The following is an 18,228-nucleotide window of genomic DNA, read 5'->3' on the forward strand; positions in this document are numbered from 1 at the left end:
ATAACGGCCCTTGCATCATTAAAGGTGTAACGACGCTAAACGCAATATTTCGTTCTGCGTGGTATTTTTGGTTTCGACAATGCCTGCAACGAGGCCATTACTCATCACCAATATTCTGTCGGTAATACCTAAAAGTTCCGGCATCTCAGAGGAGATGATAATAATTCCTTTGTTTTTCTTCGCCAGTTCGGAAATTAGCTGATAGATTTCGAATTTTGCCCCAACGTCAATACCACGTGTCGGTTCATCAAGCATTAATATTTCTGGTTGGGTTAATAACCAGCGACCAATAATAACTTTTTGCTGGTTACCGCCAGACAGTGATCCGATAGCAGTACGATGCCCAGGCGTTTTTACTCGCATGGCATCAATTACCCATTGGGTGTCACTTTTCATCCGGTTGTTATCCAGTAAACCAATATTGTTTTTATATTTACGGATATTGGAGATCAGCGAGTTAAAGCCAATATCGAGATAGGCATAGATACCGGTCGAGCGACGTTCCTCCGTGACTAGCGCGAACCCATGATTAATGGCTTCATTGGCACTGTTGTTATTAATAGCTTTGCCATGCAACTTGATGCTGCCGCCTGATTTTTCGCGGATGCCAAAGAGTGTCTCGACAATATCGGTACGTTTTGCACCGACCAGACCAGCGATGCCCAGAATTTCGCCTTTATGTAAATCAAAGGAGATATCACGGATGGAGGGTTGGCGTAGTGATGTCAGATTTCTTACTTCAAGAATCACTTCACCCGGTTTGTTGGTTTTATCCGGAAAACGTTGGTTGAGGGATCGACCGACCATCATGGCGATAATCTTGTCCATATCCAATTCTTCCAGTGGTTGGGTCGTAATCCACTGACCATCGCGTAAAATAGTTATTTCATCACACAATTGGAATATCTCTTCCATTTTGTGCGAGATATAAACAATACCGCAGCCGCGATCTTTAAGTTTTCGGATAATGGTAAAAAGATGATTGACTTCTTTTTCGGTTAGCGAGGAAGTCGGTTCATCCATAATGACAATCTTCGCATTATAGGAAAAAGCTTTGGCTATTTCGATCATTTGCATTTGAGAAACAGAGAGTGTCGACACTTTACTCCGCGGGTCGATATCAATATCTAATTCGTCAAATATCGCTTTGGTATCCCGAAACATTTTATCCTGATCAACAAACAGTCCTTTTTTGGGATAACGGCCAAGCCACATGTTATCCATAACTGAGCGTTGCAGAACCAGATTCAATTCCTGATGAACCATTGATACGCCATTTTCCAACGCCTCTTTGGAGCTATTAAAATTAATTTCCTCCCCTTTGAATAGGATATTTCCTGCGTCTTTCTGATAAATACCAAACAGGCATTTTAATAGTGTCGATTTCCCCGCGCCATTCTCTCCCATCAAAGCATGAATAGAGTGAGGTCGCACTTTCAAATTGACATTATCTAATGCCTTTACTCCGGGAAATGACTTATTGATATTGGTCATTTCCAGTAAGAATTCGTGTTGTGGTGTTGTTTTATCACTGGCCATAATTTACCTGGCTGAAAAAGTCATTCGGTCAAGCGAAGCAGGGCACAGTACTATGCTGTGCCCGAAGCGATTTATTTATTTCATGAACTGTGACAAATTATCTTTATCGACGGGAACGTAAGGCACACGGACAATTTTGTTTTCTATTTTGAACGAAGTTCCTTCAGTAGCCGGTTTACCTTCCGCCAGATTTTTTGCCAAATCCAAAGTGGCCTTCGCCTGACTTTCCGCATCGTTCAATACCGTACCCGCCATCGCGCCGGATTTTATCAGCGATAAGGCTTCCGGCAAGGCGTCAACACCGAACACGGGAATAGACGTTTTGTTATGTGCTTTCAGGGCTTCAATGGCGCCCATGGCCATCGCGTCGTTGTTCGCAATCACGACTTCGATTTTGTTGGCATTTGGGCCGGAAAGCCAGGCATCCATTTTATCTTTTGCCTGAGCAGTGTCCCACATGGCCGTATCCATCTGTAACTGCTGAGTTTTGATACCGTCTTTATTCAGTGTACTGATGACATATTTGGTTCGTGCTTCAGCATCAGGATGTCCTGGTTCACCTTTTAGCAACACATACTGAATCTGGCCATCTTTGTTCAGATCCCATGCCGGTGTTGATTTCCAATGTTTTTCTATCAGCTGCCCCTGGATAATGCCGGCTTCTTTGGAGTCAGTGCCAACGTAGTAGGCGTTAGGATAGCGCGCCATCACTTTGGCATTCGGTTCTTTGTTAAAGAACACCACTGGAATGCCACTACTACTGGCTTTATTCAATATCACCGCCGCCGCTGCTGGATCCACCAGATTAATCGCCAGGGCTTTAACCCCCTTAGCCAGCAGCACATCGACCTGATCGTTTTGTTTGGATTGGTCATTCTGTGAGTCATTCATCAGCAGCTGTACACCGCCAATGTTTTTCGCTTCTTTCTCAATGTCTTTGCGCACCATCGACATAAAGTTGTCATCATATTTGTAAATAGTGACACCAATACGCATATCTGCTGCATGGGCAGTGGCACCGAACATCATGCTGGCAACCAGGGCGGCGAGAGTAAAAACCTTTTTATTCATGGTATCTCCGGGTTTATGCAGGGTAGTTCTACGTCTACCACGCTCACGCTATATAAGAGTGGTTTGACAATCAGTTAAGAAAAATTAGCAAGGCGAGTGATTACGCCAGGCTGATGGACGCTACTACAAAACCTGACTTCCCTGTTGCGTAAAACGTCCTGAAAATAGGTTATGAATCGTTTTGCCGTAAGGACTCGATAAGGTAATGGTGAATTTCACCGTGTTACATTTTGTTAGCCCTTGCAGGACAATGTCATCATAAATAACGCAATGTTAATTAACTGTGAAATTACTCACAAATTGAAAGCGGTTACATAGAGGCTTTGGTTGAATTAGTGACTGGTTCCACATTTTGGCAAGTGGCCACAGAATGGCGACGGACTAGCGTAGGCATAAAGCAGTGTTGAGCACTGTTATCCAACTGACCTGCTGCGCCTTTTAATGCCAGCTCTGTTGCCAATTTTGCCATGGAAACAATGGGATATCGTACAGTGCTTAATTGAGGGTCGGTATATCGTGATATGGGAATATCATCAAATCCAACCACGGATAACTGCTGGGGTACCTGAATACCATTGTCTTTCAGTGCAGAAAGCGCACCAGCCGCCATGTTGTCGTTGTAGGCGAAAACGGCCGTGAGATGCTGATTACGCCCCAATAATTCGACCATTGCCGCTTCACCGCCTTGTAAATCGGGGTCTCCACTGGCAATCCACATGTCTGGCGGTACGGTGCCCTGTTCAGCCAATGCCTGTTGCCAGCCTGAACGGCGTTGTTCAACATCTTCAATGGGATGACTGGAGCTGAGATAGCCAATACGTCGATGTCCACTTTGCTGCAACATGCGGGTTGCCATCATTGCACCATAAACATTGTTAAGACAGACGCAGCGATGGGCATAGCTGGGAACAATGCGATTGATCAGTATCATGCCGGGCACATGGTCCATAAAGTCAGCCAGTTCGGTATCTGACAGCGCTTTGGCATGAACGATCAGTGCATTGCACCGTTGTCGGATAAATATCTCGATAGCATGGCGTTCCTTTGCTTCCTGATGGTATGAGTTATTAATTAAAACATGGTGTTGCATGCATTGCGCCACGGTATCAACCGCTTTGACCATAGCACCAAAAAAAGCGTCTGAGACATCCATGACCACAACACCTATCGTATCGCTGATCTGGGTTGCCAGCGCCTGGGCATTGGCATTAGGACGGTAGCCCAATGACTCGATAGCCTGTAGGACCAGCATTCGCGTTTCCGGCGTTACCGCCTTGTTGTTATTGAGCACGCGCGACACGGTAGCGATAGACACTCCAGCTTGAAGTGCGACATCACGTATAGTAATCATGGACATTCACCACAGAGGAAATAGACAAATTTGTTACCTGATATACGAAAATATATTTATGGTTATTCTGTCAGGCGTTTTCAGAATACAGCGTGAGTTTTGTCACACTAATGAAAGCGGTTACATGCAATTTTATAACTTTTTTGTAACCTTTGTGACGACAATCATTATCCTGCATGGGTGTTTTTTGTCAGCGAGCTTTCAGTATTTAATATCTGATAGCGTCAGGCATAGGGTGGTTAGCATAACTGCTGGAACATGGACTTGAGATACAGGAGCGCAGAAATATCGAAGGGGAGTTGTGAAATGCCCCGACAATGATGGTTTGTCGGGGCAGGGAAACAGGTTACTTATTCAGCGGCGTAACCATTAGAGGGAATGCGTACGCTGTCCAACCAGGCTTCGCCATCTTTCATTTTCAAGCGGCCTTCCAGGAACCAATTGACAACCAACGGATAGATAGTGTGCTCCTGTACTTGAACACGCTCGAGTACATTTTGCTCAGTATCCTCTGCAAAAATGGGTACTTTGGCCTGCAGAATGACGGGGCCACTATCCAGATCGTCAGTGACAAAATGTACCGATGTACCATGTACCGTATCGCCATTTGCCAGAGCCTGAGCATGCGTATGTAAGCCAGGATATTTGGGTAGCAAGGACGGATGGATGTTAAGCATTTTTCCGGCAAAGCGTTCAACAAACTCGGGACTGAGAATGCGCATATAACCTGCCAGTGCCACCAGGTCAGGAGTATATTTTTCTATTTCATCAGCCAGTGCTGCATCGTAAGCGGCACGCTCTTCGAAACTTTTTGGGTTGAGAACCTGGGTGTCAATTCCCGCTTCTTGTGCCCGTGTCAGGCCGAAAGCGTCGGGATTATTGCTAAATACAGCAGCGACTCTCCCTTTTATTCGTCCATTTTTACAGGCATTAATCAACGCCTGTAAATTGCTCCCCTGGCCTGATATCAGAACAACAATATTTTTCATCACTTAATAACCACTGTTTCTCCGGTATCTGTATGAGTGATCACACCGATTTTCCATGCTGTCTCACCGTCATTGTTCAACAAAGTGATGGCGTTGTCTGCTTGCGCCGCAGGCAGAACGATAATCATACCTACACCGCAGTTAAATGTGCGGTACATTTCGTGGCGACTGACGTTCCCTGCTTGTTGCAGCCAATTGAACACTGCGGGCCATTGCCAGCTTGATTCATCAATTGTGGCTTGCATTCCCTGTGGTAGCACACGCGGGATATTTTCCCAGAAACCGCCGCCAGTAAGATGTGATATGGCATGCACATCGCTTTTTTCAATCAGTGACAAAATGGATTTGACATAAATTTTAGTCGGTTCCAGCAGGTGATCGGCCAATGGTTTACCTTCCAGCTGTACCTGTGTTGGATCCGTGTCACTGACTTCCAGAATTTTGCGAACCAACGAGTAGCCGTTGGAGTGTGGGCCGCTTGAGGCCAGGGCAACCAACACATCACCTGCCTGAACCTTACTACCATCAATGATTTCAGATTTTTCAACCACACCGACGCAGAATCCGGCTACGTCATAATCCTCGCCATGATACATACCGGGCATTTCTGCCGTTTCACCACCCACCAGAGCACAGCCAGATTGTTTGCAGCCTTCGGCAATACCGCTAATCACACTGGCAGCGGTGTCCACATCCAGTTTTCCGGTCGCGTAATAGTCGAGAAAAAATAACGGCTCGGCACCTTGAACTATCAAATCGTTTACACACATGGCAACCAGATCGATACCAATCGCATCGTGACGTTTAAGGTCCATCGCCAAACGCAGTTTGGTGCCGACACCGTCCGTACCGGAAACTAACACTGGCTCACGGTATTTCTGCGGTAAGGCACACAGGGCACCGAAACCACCGAGTCCACCCATGACTTCCGGGCGACGGGTCTGTTTCACTACACCTTTAATACGGTTTACCAATGCATTGCCAGCATCAATATCCACGCCTGCGTCTTTATAGCTGAGAGAGGTTTTGTCGGTCACTGAGGAGTCCCCACGGAGGTTACGATTGGTGATTGAGAAATCAAGCGCGCTAATTCTAACAGTGTAAGCAATCGTTTGCGAGTGGAGTATTAGAACCACTTGCTTTTTGCTTGCTATCAGTAATTTCCGTTATCGCTTGATCTGGATCAGACTTAATCATATGGCCTTGGCCCAAAAAAGCGTTATAATCCGGCGATTTTTTTGGCCGTCTATCGCCGAAGAGGAGAATAGTGATGAAGATCGTCGAGGTGAAACACCCGCTAGTCAAACATAAATTGGGCCTGATGCGTGAGCACGATATCAGCACCAAACGTTTTCGAGAACTGGCGTCAGAAGTAGGGAGTTTATTGACCTATGAAGCAACTGCAGGTTTAGCCACAGAAAAAGTAACTATTGAAGGTTGGTGTGGACCGGTTGAAGTCGATCAAATCAAGGGCAAGAAGATTACTGTAGTGCCTATTCTGCGAGCTGGTCTGGGGATGATGGAAGGGGTACTGGAAAATGTACCCAGCGCGCGAATTAGCGTTGTAGGGATGTACCGCAATGAAGAAACGCTGGAACCAGTGCCCTATTTTCAAAAACTGGTTTCCAATATCGACGAGCGTATGGCACTGGTGGTTGATCCCATGCTGGCGACGGGCGGTTCGATGATCGCCACTATCGATCTGCTGAAGAAAGCAGGTTGTCGTAGCATCAAGGTACTGGTACTGGTGGCGGCCCCGGAAGGGCTTGCTGCGTTGGAGAAAGCGCATCCAGATGTTGAGTTGTATACCGCGGCGATTGATCAAGGGTTAAACGAACAGGGTTACATCATGCCGGGCCTGGGAGATGCGGGCGATAAGATATTTGGTACAAAATAATTTTTAAGCCGACTCTACAGTCGGCTTTTTTTTGCCTATTTCAGCCGGACAGTCGGCATTTCACCAAAGTAATATTACAGAGGAAAAAAAAGATGACTCGTCGTGCCATCGGGGTAAGTGAACGACCACCATTGCTACAGACCATTCCACTGAGCTTTCAACACCTGTTTGCAATGTTTGGCGCTACCGTACTGGTACCGATCCTGTTCAAAATCAATCCTGCTACCGTATTGCTGTTCAATGGCATCGGAACGCTGCTTTACCTTTTTATCTGTAAAGGCAAAATTCCGGCTTACCTTGGTTCCAGTTTTGCGTTTATTTCACCGGTTTTACTACTGCTGCCTTTGGGATACGAAGTTGCACTGGGTGGTTTTATCTTGTGTGGACTGGTGTTTTGTCTGGTTGCGCTGATTGTGAAAAAGGCCGGAACGGGTTGGTTAGATGTCATTTTCCCACCAGCCGCAATGGGGGCGATTGTCACTGTTATTGGGCTGGAGTTGGCGGGAGTTGCGGCAGGAATGGCGGGACTGTTGCCTGCGGACGGTGTGCCGGTTGACAGTAAAGCCGTGACGGTTTCTCTGATTACGCTCGCAGTAACGGTACTGGGTTCTGTGCTGTTCCGGGGATTTCTGGCGATTATCCCGATTTTGATTGGTGTGTTGGCAGGCTACGCGCTGTCTTTTTCCATGGGGATGGTGGATTTTTCATCGATCAGCCAGGCACACTGGTTTGCATTACCTACATTTTACACCCCACGGTTTGAATGGTTTGCCATGTTGACCATCCTGCCTGCTTCGTTAGTGGTGATCGCCGAGCATGTGGGACATCTGGTGGTAACGGCCAATATCGTTAAAAAAGATTTGCTTCGTGACCCAGGGCTGCATCGTTCCCTGTTTGCCAACGGCATTTCCACTATCTTGTCTGGATTTTTCGGCTCTACTCCGAATACCACTTATGGCGAGAATATTGGCGTACTGGCTATTACCAAGGTCTACAGTACCTGGGTGATTGGCGGTGCAGCAGTGCTGGCCATTCTGCTCTCCTGTGTGGGTAAGCTTGCGGCTGCGATCCAAGCGGTACCTGTGCCGGTGATGGGTGGTGTGTCTTTGCTGCTGTATGGGGTTATCGGTGCTTCCGGTATTCGTGTGCTGATTGAATCCAAAGTGGACTATAACAAAGCACAGAACCTGATTCTCACGTCGGTAATTTTGATTATCGGTGTAAGTGGCGCCAAGGTGCATCTGGGCGCGGTTGAACTGAAAGGCATGGCGTTGGCAACGGTGGTGGGTATTTGCTTGAGTTTGCTGTTCAAGGTCATCAGTCTGGTTCGCGGTGAAGAAGAGATCATTGATTCATTAGACGAAGAGCAACCAGCTCAACACTAACAGCAACCAGCTCAACACTAACAGCAACCTGATATATCCCTGTTGGCCTGACGAGTTTGCAGGTTCAACAGGGTGAAGTTTCTATGCTAGACTTACTCCGTTTTTTTGCCCGTTTTGCTTGAGGTGCTTCTGAACACGCCGGCGCAGCTTTCATTGCCACTCTATTTACCTGATGACGAAACTTTTGCCAGTTTCTATGCGGGAGAAAATGCGTCTCTGCTGGCGGCTCTCCATAATGCCTTGATTCAAGAGCATGGCAGTTACATCTATTTCTGGTCTCGTCAGGGTGGGGGACGGAGTCATCTGCTGCATGCCGCCTGTGCCGAGTTTTCTCGTGCTGGTACGGCCGTCGGTTATGTGCCGCTTGATAAACGTGCTTATTTTGTGCCGGAAGTTCTGGATGGTATGGAGCAACTGGCCTTGGTTTGCATCGATAACATCAATGCCATTGCCGGTGATGCGTCTTGGGAGATGGCGATGTTCAATCTCTATAATCGCATTCAGGAGGCAGGCCATACCCGGTTGCTAATTACTGGAGACTGCCCACCTCGTCAACTCAACCTGCGACTGCCTGATCTGGCTTCCCGGCTGGACTGGGGGCAAATTTACCGTCTTCAGCCACTATCGGATGAAGAAAAAGGCGAGGCACTAAAACTGCGAGCTAAACTCCGTGGTTTTGAACTGCCGGAAGATGTCAGCCGTTTCCTGTTGAAACGGCTGGATCGGGAAATGCGCACCCTGTTTATGACGCTGGATCAGCTTGACCATGCTTCTATTACCGCCCAACGCAAACTGACGATTCCCTTTGTTAAAGAGATCCTTGGTCTGTAATGACCGCGTTTAAATAATTTCCAGCACACTTTCCGGCGGCCGGCCGATGCGGGCCTGATCGTTGACGACCACTATCGGGCGTTCAATGAGTTTGGGATTTTCCACCATCGCCTGAATCAACTGGGCTTGCGTGAGGGTATCATCCGCCAGGTTCAGTTGTCGGTAGAGATCTTCTTTGCTGCGCATGAGTTCGCGGGCGCTGTCAAATCCAAGTTGCTTGATCAGCACCGCAAGGGTCGCGGCATCAGGCGGAGTTTCCAGATAAAGCACCACTGTTGGGTGAATACCATGCCGTTCCAGTAATGCCAGCGTTTCCCGGCTCTTGGAACATCGCGGGTTATGGTAGATAGTGACGTGACTGTTCATGGGATAGTAACCTTTTTAACGTCAGGATTTTTCATACTTACGGAACCGTTGTTGCAGTGCCCGCAGTTGATCAATACGAGCATCGTAGCGGGCCTGCTCCAGACTGCCAAGCTTGCTGTGTGAACTGGCGCTACTGAGCAGATTGATCGCCTGATCAAGTTCGCCGTCAAGGGCCAGATTTTCTGCATGGGCTGCCATTTCCTCATTGTTCAATCCCTGGGCAGCATAGGCTTGCGCCAGCAGATCCCAGCCGTTGGGATCGTTTGGATGTGCATAAGTATAACGGCGCAGGATCTTACTGGCTGCCGCTGCCTGGTGACCTTCCACATAAGCATTGGCCAGGTTGATCTGTAATACCGGATTATCCTGTACATCCGGAACTTTCTGTAGCCGGGATATCGCTTGTGCTGCTCGTTGCTGGCCGATATCAATGTCGGTAATCAGATCGAGAAACCACGGATTATTGGGCGATTTATTCAGCAGTGGTTGCAGCGTATTGTGGGCATCATCGTATTTTTTCGCCTGATAGGCTTGGATGGCCCGCCCATACCGTGCGGCTTGTTGTTGCCGGATATTGCCTTTGGCCCAACGACTCAGCAGTACTTCATTGAAGGGATTGTCTTGAGAGCCATACATTCCCAATGCCCGGACCCGGGCGAACAGGAAATCCTGAGAAGAGTGTACTGGGGTGACTCGCATTTGGTTGGCCCGATTACGGGCATCAGCTAGGCGACTTTCTGGTAATGGGTGTGTTAACAGCATTTCGGGTGGTTTAGTGGCATAGCGCGACATATCGGCCAGACGTTGCAGAAAATCCGGCATAGCCTGTGGATTGAATCCGGCACGTTGCAGAACCTGAATACCGATGCGGTCCGCTTCCTGCTCATTGGCCTGGGTAAAGCTGATTATCCCCTGCTGGGTACCCGCTAACGTTCCGCTGAGCGCCGCCATTCCCAACTGAGGGTTGGCCATCGCCAGCAGGATTGAGCCGAACGTTCCCGCCCAGGTGAGCGGCGCACTACTCTTTTGCGATTCCATCGCTCTGGCGAGATGGCGTTGGGTCACGTGAGAGATTTCATGCGCCAGTACCGAGGCCAGCTCACTTTCATTTTCTACGTAACGGAATAATCCAGAATGGATAACAACATTACCGCCAAAAAAAGCGAACGCGTTGATTTCATCATTGTTAACCAGGAAAAAATGAAAAGGTGTGCGCACGGAATTCGCGGATTGCACCAGCCGATCACCGAGCTGGTTGATGTAGTTCAATAATAACGGATCGTTAATCAATGGTGCGCCGGCACGTAGTTTGCGCAAATAGAAGTCCCCCATCGCCAGTTCCTGGTTGATGCTGAGCGTACTACCGGCTGTTGTGCCAATATCCGGCAGCAAATCCTGGGATGTGGCATATGCAGTGATCGCTCCACTTGCCAGCAGTGTTCCTACCAGAATGGGAATGACCGTTTTTCCTAGTCGGTTAGACATAACGGGTAAAACCTTCTGAACAGCATGTGAGATAAGAAGTGTCTGCTAACATCTTAGCCAGCGACGGCACACAAAGAAATACTTATAGAGAAAAGCTGGCAGGAAAAAGAGTCAGTGAATTGAAACACAAGACACCAGTGCTTAAAAAACAAAGCACTGGTGTCAATAGATTGTTACCCCGAAAAATCACACGCCGTTGAGATAGCTCAGTATAATGTCGTGATGATTACTGGTTTTGAAATCATCAAACACTTTTTCAATTTTACCTTCTGTGTCAATCAGAAAGCTGATGCGGTGAATACCGTCATAGGTTTTGCCCATAAAAGTTTTTTCACCCCATACGCCAAACAGCTCTGAAACTTCGTGATTTTCATCGGCAAGCAGGGTGAAATTCAATAACTCTTTTTCTGTAAAACGAGATAGTTTTTCCGGTTTGTCCGTACTGATGCCTAATACTTCAACATCATGCTTTTTTAGCTCATCCATGTTATCTCTCAGCCCACAGGCTTGCACGGTGCAACCTGGTGTCATGGCTTTGGGATAGAAATACACCAGGACCCGCTGTCCCTGGAAGTCGGTCAAATTAACTTGTTCGCCATCCTGGTCAGGCAAGCTAAATTTCGGTGCGATATCACCGGCTTTCAGTGTGTTCATCACTACTCTCCATCATTCTCTTCATGCTGCGGATAGTTTACGACGCTAATATTGCCTTGTGCGTGCAGTTCTGTACATAGCTGATGAAAGGCAGGCTCAATAATTGAGCCTGCCAGTACGGCAGGACTGTGTGCGGTAATCTGGATATACAACCGCGGGAGGGCATTCCCTTCTACTGGCTGCGTTTTAGAAACCAACTCTGCAATATTCATCTGGTAAGAATCAAATAGATTGGTAAAGCGTTCAATAATATGGGGTGAATCCGTGACTTCCACTTTTACCCATACAGTAGCAGGCATCGGTGGGCGAAATTGTGATTCGGTGCGCTTCATCACAATCAGCAGCGCCATTTCAGCAGCCTTGAGCGGTAAGGTGGATTCTATTAGCGTAATGGCATTCCAACTGCCGGAAAGCAACATGATAAATGTGAACTCTTTGCCCAGCATGGCAAGACGGCTATCTTCGATATTACAGCCGCAACTACTGACGTGGCGGGTAATCGCATTGACGATTCCGGGGCGATCGGTCCCCAGTGCGGTGATGACCAGATAGTGTTCTTGTTGGCTCGGCAAAATTATGCTTCCTGTACAAAATGTTGGGAGTAACATGGTAAACACAAAAAAAACCACCTGCCAAGCGCTTACAACAGCGGTTGCAAGCTTGCTTTTGCATAGAAGTCAAAAGTACCATGAAGAACTTGTTTGTGGAGGGGATGGCTAATGTTTACGGGAAGTATTGTTGCTCTGGTTACGCCGATGGACGACAAAGGTGCTGTTGATCGTGCTAGCCTGAAAAAACTGATTGATTATCATGTCGCTAGCGGGACGTCAGCGATTGTTTCGGTAGGCACTACCGGTGAATCTGCCACATTAAGCCATGATGAACATGGCGATGTGGTGATGCTAACGCTGGATCTGTGTGATGGCCGTATCCCGGTTATTGCCGGAACTGGTGCCAATGCCACGGCGGAAGGAATTTCTCTGACTCAGCGGTTCAATGATACTGGGGTCGCGGGTTGTCTTACTGTAACGCCGTATTATAACAAACCGACGCAGGAAGGGTTGTTTCAGCACTTTAAAGCGATTGCCGAACATACTGATTTGCCACAGATTCTGTATAATGTACCTTCCCGTACCGGTTGCGATATGCTGCCGGAAACGATAGCCCGTTTGTCAGAAATTAAAAATATTGTGGCAGTTAAAGAAGCAACCGGGAACTTAAGCCGGGTAAGTCAGATCCAAGTGCTGGTTCATGAAGATTTTATTCTGCTGAGTGGTGATGACATCAGCAGTCTGGACTTTATGCAACTGGGTGGCAAAGGGGTTATTTCCGTGACGGCAAATATTGCTGCCCGTGAAATGGCTGAACTTTGTGCACTGGCGGCACAGGGGAATTTTACCGAAGCTCGCCGTCTGAATCAGCGTTTGATGCCACTGCATCAGAAACTGTTTGTTGAACCCAATCCTATTCCGGTGAAATGGGCCTGTAAGGCATTGGGATTAATGGCGACCGATACGCTTCGTCTGCCGATGACACCGTTGACTGAAACTGGTCGCCCGGTGTTGGAGCTCGCGATGAAGCAAGCCGGTTTGCTGTAACCGTTAGGGAGATTTGATGAGTTCTTCATTGCAAAAGTCGATGGTGGCTAAGGTTATTGGCGTATCACTGGTGATGCTGCTGGCCGCCTGTTCCAGTGACCAGCGTTACAAGCGTCAGGTCAGCGGCGATGAGTCCTATCTGAAAACACCAGAACATCGGGCGTTAAAAGTGCCGGCAGGTATGATTCTTCCTCTGCAAAATGGTGACTATGATATTCCGTCGGCCAGCCAGAATGGTATGGTTGGTAAAGCGCTGGATATCCGTCCGCCAATGCAGCCATTGGCTTTGTTGAATGGTTCCCGTGGCCATATTAGCGGTGATACAGCTACGCTGTTACTGGAAAAAAATGCCAAGAACAGTCAGCTTTGGTCTCAGGTCACGCATATTATTCAATCCAGAGGATTCACCATTGCCAGCCGTCAGGATGCCAACCAGACGCTGACGACTGACTGGGTTACCTGGAAACGTGAAGATGAAGATGTCGCCTACCAGGCGAGTTATCAGATCACTGTGCAACCACAAGGCTATCAACTGGCGCTGGTGGTCAAGTTGCTGGATCTGCGACAGTTGAACGTTGCGATTACCGATGTTATCCAGAGGCAGCGCTACGCCAGCATAATGCTTAATCTGCTATCTAATGCGCTGGAGAAACAAGCCCAAGAGCGCGCAGATGAGCTTGCTAACCACAGTAGTACGTCACTGGATGTGCAGAGTGGTGCCGATGACTCTGGCTTGCCGTTGTTAGTGGTGCGTGGTACCTATGCCCAAGTCTGGGATCGCTTGCCAAAAGCACTGGAAAATATCGACATGAAGGTGACTGATCGCAGTAAATCTCAGGGATCGATCTCCATCACTTACAAAGCGCCGGGCAGTAGCACCTGGGATGCGTTGGGGACCAAAGATCCTCAACTGCCCAAAGGTGATTATAAACTGCAGGTTGGTGACCTTGGCAACCGCAGCAGCCTGCAATTTACCGACGCCAAAGGTCATATGCTAGGTCAGTCGCAAAACGATGCGCTGGTCTCGGTGTTCCAGGCGGCATTCAACAAGTAACCTGTAAGGGTCGGATTATCCGGCCCTTCTTCATTAAGTTATCAACGCGTTAAATTATCGGGCCGTTGCGGGTGGCCCTCACTGTGTGGAGTAATTAAAGATGCAAAAGCTAGCTGAGTTGTATCGTGGAAAGGCGAAAACTGTCTACACCACCGAAGATCCTGATCTGCTGGTGCTGGAGTTTCGCAATGATACGTCAGCATTGGATGGTCAGCGCATTGAGCAGTTCGATCGTAAAGGTATGGTGAACAACAAGTTCAACTACTTCATTATGACCAAGCTGGCAGACGCAGGTATTCCAACTCAAATGGTAAGCCTGCTTTCTGATACCGAAGTGCTGGTAAAAAAACTGGAAATGGTGCCGGTGGAGTGTGTGGTCCGTAACCGTGCGGCAGGTTCTCTGGTGAAACGTTTGGGTGTTACCGAAGGTGAAATCCTTAATCCACCATTGTTTGATCTGTTCCTGAAAAACGATGCTATGCATGACCCGATGGTTAACGAGTCATACTGCAAAACATTCGGTTGGGTGAGTGAAGAAAATCTGGCCAGGATGAAGGAACTGAGCTACAAAGCCAATGACGTATTAAGCAAACTGTTCGACGATGCAGGGCTGATTCTGGTGGACTTTAAGCTGGAATTTGGTCTGTTCAACGGTGAAATTGTGCTGGGCGATGAGTTCTCTCCGGATGGTAGCCGTCTGTGGGATAAAGCGACGCTGAATAAAATGGATAAAGACCGTTTCCGTCAGAGTCTGGGTGGCCTTATTGAAGCATACGAAGAAGTCGCACACCGTCTTGGCATTAAATTAGACTGACTGCGCAATCGTTTACGTTTCCAGCGTCAGGAACAGGGAGTTCCTGACTGTTTCGATTTTTCACTGTATCTCATTTTTTCCGGCTTGATGTCCGGATATCTGCAATCGTCCCCTGAATATTAGTGTTATCATTTTCTTTTCGCTGTAAATTCTTCTTTCATCCTGGCAAGGATTCTTCATGGCCAATTTTGACCCGACGCTATTAATTCTACTGGTGTTGGCTGCACTGGGAATTATCAGTCATAACATGACTGTCACGCTGGCAATGCTGGCACTATTGACCATACGCATTACACCACTGAACCATTATTTACCCTGGGTGGAAAGATACGGGTTAACCCTGGGTATTCTGATATTAACTATCGGGGTGATGTCGCCTATTGCCAGCGGGAAAATTACCGCCAGTGATGTGTTGCACTCGTTTCTGAACTGGAAATCACTGCTGGCCGTATTTATCGGCGTTCTGGTGTCCTGGCTGGGGGGACGTGGCGTTTCCCTGATGAGTAACCAACCTTCGGTGGTCGCGGGGTTACTGGTGGGAACCGTTATGGGGGTGGCACTATTTCGCGGCGTCCCGGTGGGGCCGTTGATTGCTGCGGGGCTGCTCTCTTTATTAATTGGTAAAGGGTGAAGTGGTTTTGATCGGTATAAGTCAGATATGAAGAGCTTTATCGCCAACGGGCAGCTACAACGGCGTTATGGTCTTCGTCGCCTGCTGGTGATAAGCGGGGACGAGGACTGGAGTGCCACGCAGGCATACCAGCTCAGTCACTGTCTGGCGGGCGACTGGCTGTGGGTAAGTGCCCATGCACCTTCGGCGGTAACATCAGTTGCTCCTGGCCGGGTACGAACGCTACTGGGGCAAGAGCAATTTCATGCTGTATTTGATGCTCGTCACGGTCTTGATGCTGAGGCGTTGGCGATGCTGGCGGGGGTGCTCAAAGCCGGAAGTTGGTTACTTCTACTGGTGCCTGCATGGGATGATTGGCCGGAACGCCCGGATGAAGATAGCCTGCGCTGGAGCGAACAGCCAGAACCTATTATCACACCACACTTTATCCGTCATTTCCGGCATCAGCTGTTGGCGGATGAAGACACAGTGATATGGCGTCAAGGGGACGATTTGCACATCAGGCCGTTGCGCTCTCGTTCTGCTTGGTATCCTGCCAGTGGCACACCCACGTGTCAGCAGCAGCGGATTCTGGCGCGACTTCAGCAGCCCCGGCATGCAGTTTCCGTGATTACTGCGCCACGTGGTCGAGGGAAGTCTACGCTGGCGGGGATGTTGACTCGTTGTTGCGGTGGGGAATGCTGGGTTATCGCGCCGTCTCGTGCGGCAACGGATGTCTTGTTACATCATTCGGGAGATAACGTTCATTTCTGGGCACCGGATGCGTTGCTGGAGTATTGCCGCTCTCACCCTTTACCTGTTATTGACTGGTTACTTGTTGATGAAGCTGCCGCCATCCCTGCGCCGGTACTGCATGCTATCCTGCCATTTTTCCCCCGGATATTGCTGACCACAACGGTGCTAGGTTATGAAGGTACCGGACGCGGATTTTTACTGAAATTCTGTTCTGCATTACCCGACTGGCAAGGATTTGAATTAACTGAGCCACTGCGTTGGGCTGGTGACGATCCTCTGGAACGTCTGCTGGATCGATCGATGCTGTTTACCGCTGAAGGGGCTGTTTCTGAGACAATCATACAGGCCGATCCTGTCATTGATGATGAGAGCCGGGATGAGTGGTTGGCATATCCACAGCGATTGGCGCAGTGCTATGGCTTGTTATGCAGTGCCCATTACCGTACCTCGCCGCTGGATCTGCGCCGGTTAATGGATGCACCGGGTATGCATGTGGCTAGCGCCCGCCATCAGGATGCGATTTACGGTGTTATCTGGTCGGTGGATGAAGGTGGGCTTTCTGCGTCGTTGGCGCATGAGGTGTGGGCCGGACGTCGTCGGCCTCGTGGCAATCTGGTGGCTCAGTCTTTGGCAGCACATGGCGGACAGTGGCTGGCGCCGATACTGCGTTCGCGTCGGATTAGCCGTATTGCCATCACGGCGGCGCGCCGTCGACACGGGATAGGGCGTGCCCTGGTTGATTTTCAACAACAAGCGGCACAACGGCAAGGATTGGATTATCTGTCGGTAAGTTTTGGTTTTCAGGCCGATCTGTGGGCCTTTTGGCATTCTTGCGGATTTACGCTGGTGCGTATTGGCAGCCATATTGAGGCTAGCAGTGGTTGTTACAGTGCGATGGCGCTGCTTCCTCTGAGCGAGGCAGGGCAAACCTTGACCGAACAGGCAAGTGCGCAGCTGGCGCGTGACTGGTACTGGTTGCGCCGTTCAATCCCGTTGATGCTGGATTTACCGCTGGATAACGCTACTGACCTCAGCGAAGCTGACTGGGAAAATTTGGCGGGTTTTGCCTTTGCCTATCGGCCACCAGAGGCTTGTCTGGCATCGTTATCCCGTTTGATGACCCATACTGAACAATCCATCCTTGCTTTGCGGTTATGGCTGGTGCAGGGAATGTCTGTCGAGCAATGTGTTCAGCACCTGCACTTGACTGGCCGAAAAGCGTTGATACAGTGCTGGCGTAATGAAACTGCCAGCGTATTACGGCAATTGGACTCCTTTGCAGAACAACGCTGGCGGGAGTGGAGTATCAAATCATTAACCTGAATTCATATCTGATGGTTAATTAGATTTATCGTATATACCTGTTATCTCGCACGTTGCAGGCGGATTGTCTGCCTTCAGTATTTCTCAGCATAATATGGATGTATATACCCCAAATAATTCGAGTTGCAGGAAGGCGGCAAGAGAGTGAATCCCGATGAGCTTACTCAGATAAGTGATTCGGGTGAACGAACGCAGCCAACACACCTGCAGCTTGAAGTATAACGGGTATAAATGAGTTAATTCGAGAGTAACGAAATTACATACACAGACTATATCTAGATAGATGAATGTTGAGATATGCACTCAGGCTACAATAACGTTTAAATATTTTTAAAACTGTAGAATATTATTTATCAACATGATTTTATATTTGAACGCTGGTGTGTTAAAAATAAATAGGTTCGCGTAAAGCTTTTATATATTACAACACTATTATATATGGTGCTTTATCACATAAGTCGAATGTTAATATTAGATAACGAAATCAATTAAATAAAAACAGTAT

General features: G+C 48.4%; 17 protein-coding genes. 8 read left to right on the forward strand and 9 right to left on the reverse strand.

Annotated features, from left to right (window positions below; all coding sequences use genetic code 11):
* Positions 1–18: 18 nt before the first annotated feature.
* The 5 genes from mglA to purM all read right to left on the reverse strand — a co-directional run bounded on the left by mglA (position 19) and on the right by purM (position 5,987).
* Positions 19–1,539, reverse strand: a complete 1,521-nt coding sequence (gene mglA / locus PCO85_06855; GenBank protein ID WJV55130.1) for a galactose/methyl galactoside ABC transporter ATP-binding protein MglA — start codon at positions 1,537–1,539, stop codon at positions 19–21.
* A 75-nt stretch (positions 1,540–1,614) separates the two neighbouring features.
* Positions 1,615–2,610 (reverse strand): galactose/glucose ABC transporter substrate-binding protein MglB, encoded by a 996-nt coding sequence (mglB, locus tag PCO85_06860; GenBank protein WJV55131.1) that lies wholly within the window; start codon positions 2,608–2,610, stop codon positions 1,615–1,617.
* A 310-nt stretch (positions 2,611–2,920) separates the two neighbouring features.
* Positions 2,921–3,961, reverse strand: a complete 1,041-nt coding sequence (gene galS / locus PCO85_06865) for an HTH-type transcriptional regulator GalS (protein ID WJV55132.1) — start codon at positions 3,959–3,961, stop codon at positions 2,921–2,923.
* 350 nt (positions 3,962–4,311) lie between these two features.
* Complete coding sequence (purN, locus tag PCO85_06870; protein WJV55133.1) at positions 4,312–4,950, reverse strand: phosphoribosylglycinamide formyltransferase; 639 nt, start codon at positions 4,948–4,950, stop codon at positions 4,312–4,314.
* Positions 4,950–5,987: a phosphoribosylformylglycinamidine cyclo-ligase gene (purM, locus tag PCO85_06875; protein WJV55134.1), complete on the reverse strand. Its 1,038-nt coding sequence runs from the start codon at positions 5,985–5,987 to the stop codon at positions 4,950–4,952. The genes purN and purM overlap by 1 nt, the downstream gene beginning before the upstream one ends.
* Positions 5,988–6,220: 233 nt before the next feature.
* Between purM and upp the strand changes: the two genes are divergently transcribed.
* The 3 genes from upp (at position 6,221) to hda (ending at position 9,063) form a co-directional block, all read left to right on the forward strand.
* Complete coding sequence (gene upp / locus PCO85_06880) at positions 6,221–6,847, forward strand: uracil phosphoribosyltransferase (GenBank protein ID WJV55135.1); 627 nt, start codon at positions 6,221–6,223, stop codon at positions 6,845–6,847.
* 92 nt (positions 6,848–6,939) lie between these two features.
* Complete coding sequence (gene uraA / locus PCO85_06885) at positions 6,940–8,232, forward strand: uracil permease (protein ID WJV55136.1); 1,293 nt, start codon at positions 6,940–6,942, stop codon at positions 8,230–8,232.
* A 123-nt stretch (positions 8,233–8,355) separates the two neighbouring features.
* Positions 8,356–9,063, forward strand: coding sequence for a DnaA inactivator Hda (hda, locus tag PCO85_06890; protein WJV55137.1), 708 nt, complete (start codon positions 8,356–8,358; stop codon positions 9,061–9,063).
* Positions 9,064–9,072: 9 nt separating this feature from the next.
* Here the strand turns inward: hda and arsC are convergent, their stop codons facing one another.
* The 4 genes from arsC to PCO85_06910 all read right to left on the reverse strand — a co-directional run bounded on the left by arsC (position 9,073) and on the right by PCO85_06910 (position 12,140).
* On the reverse strand, positions 9,073–9,429 hold the full coding sequence (arsC, locus tag PCO85_06895) for an arsenate reductase (glutaredoxin) (GenBank protein ID WJV55138.1): 357 nt from the start codon (positions 9,427–9,429) through the stop codon (positions 9,073–9,075).
* A 21-nt stretch (positions 9,430–9,450) separates the two neighbouring features.
* A complete protein-coding gene (locus PCO85_06900; protein WJV55139.1) occupies positions 9,451–10,914 on the reverse strand; it encodes a M48 family metallopeptidase in 1,464 nt (487 codons plus the stop codon).
* A 186-nt stretch (positions 10,915–11,100) separates the two neighbouring features.
* On the reverse strand, positions 11,101–11,568 hold the full coding sequence (gene bcp / locus PCO85_06905; GenBank protein ID WJV55140.1) for a thioredoxin-dependent thiol peroxidase: 468 nt from the start codon (positions 11,566–11,568) through the stop codon (positions 11,101–11,103).
* Between the two features lie 2 nt (positions 11,569–11,570).
* Positions 11,571–12,140 (reverse strand): glycine cleavage system transcriptional repressor, encoded by a 570-nt coding sequence (locus PCO85_06910; protein ID WJV55141.1) that lies wholly within the window; start codon positions 12,138–12,140, stop codon positions 11,571–11,573.
* Positions 12,141–12,287: 147 nt separating this feature from the next.
* Here PCO85_06910 and dapA point away from each other — a divergent pair, with 147 nt between their 5' ends.
* The 5 genes from dapA (at position 12,288) to PCO85_06935 (ending at position 17,723) form a co-directional block, all read left to right on the forward strand.
* A complete protein-coding gene (gene dapA, locus PCO85_06915; GenBank protein WJV55142.1) occupies positions 12,288–13,166 on the forward strand; it encodes a 4-hydroxy-tetrahydrodipicolinate synthase in 879 nt (292 codons plus the stop codon).
* 16 nt (positions 13,167–13,182) lie between these two features.
* Positions 13,183–14,220, forward strand: coding sequence for an outer membrane protein assembly factor BamC (gene bamC, locus PCO85_06920; protein WJV55143.1), 1,038 nt, complete (start codon positions 13,183–13,185; stop codon positions 14,218–14,220).
* A gap of 100 nt (positions 14,221–14,320) precedes the next feature.
* Entirely contained in the window at positions 14,321–15,034 is a 714-nt protein-coding gene (locus PCO85_06925) for a phosphoribosylaminoimidazolesuccinocarboxamide synthase (protein ID WJV55144.1), read from the forward strand.
* A gap of 178 nt (positions 15,035–15,212) precedes the next feature.
* Complete coding sequence (locus PCO85_06930; protein ID WJV55145.1) at positions 15,213–15,665, forward strand: DUF441 domain-containing protein; 453 nt, start codon at positions 15,213–15,215, stop codon at positions 15,663–15,665.
* A gap of 27 nt (positions 15,666–15,692) precedes the next feature.
* Complete coding sequence (locus PCO85_06935; protein ID WJV55146.1) at positions 15,693–17,723, forward strand: GNAT family N-acetyltransferase; 2,031 nt, start codon at positions 15,693–15,695, stop codon at positions 17,721–17,723.
* The last annotated feature ends 505 nt before the right edge of the window (positions 17,724–18,228 follow it).

Origin of the sequence: Prodigiosinella aquatilis (assembly GCA_030388725.1) — a bacterium.
Taxonomy (GTDB): Bacteria; Pseudomonadota; Gammaproteobacteria; order Enterobacterales; family Enterobacteriaceae; genus Prodigiosinella; species Prodigiosinella aquatilis.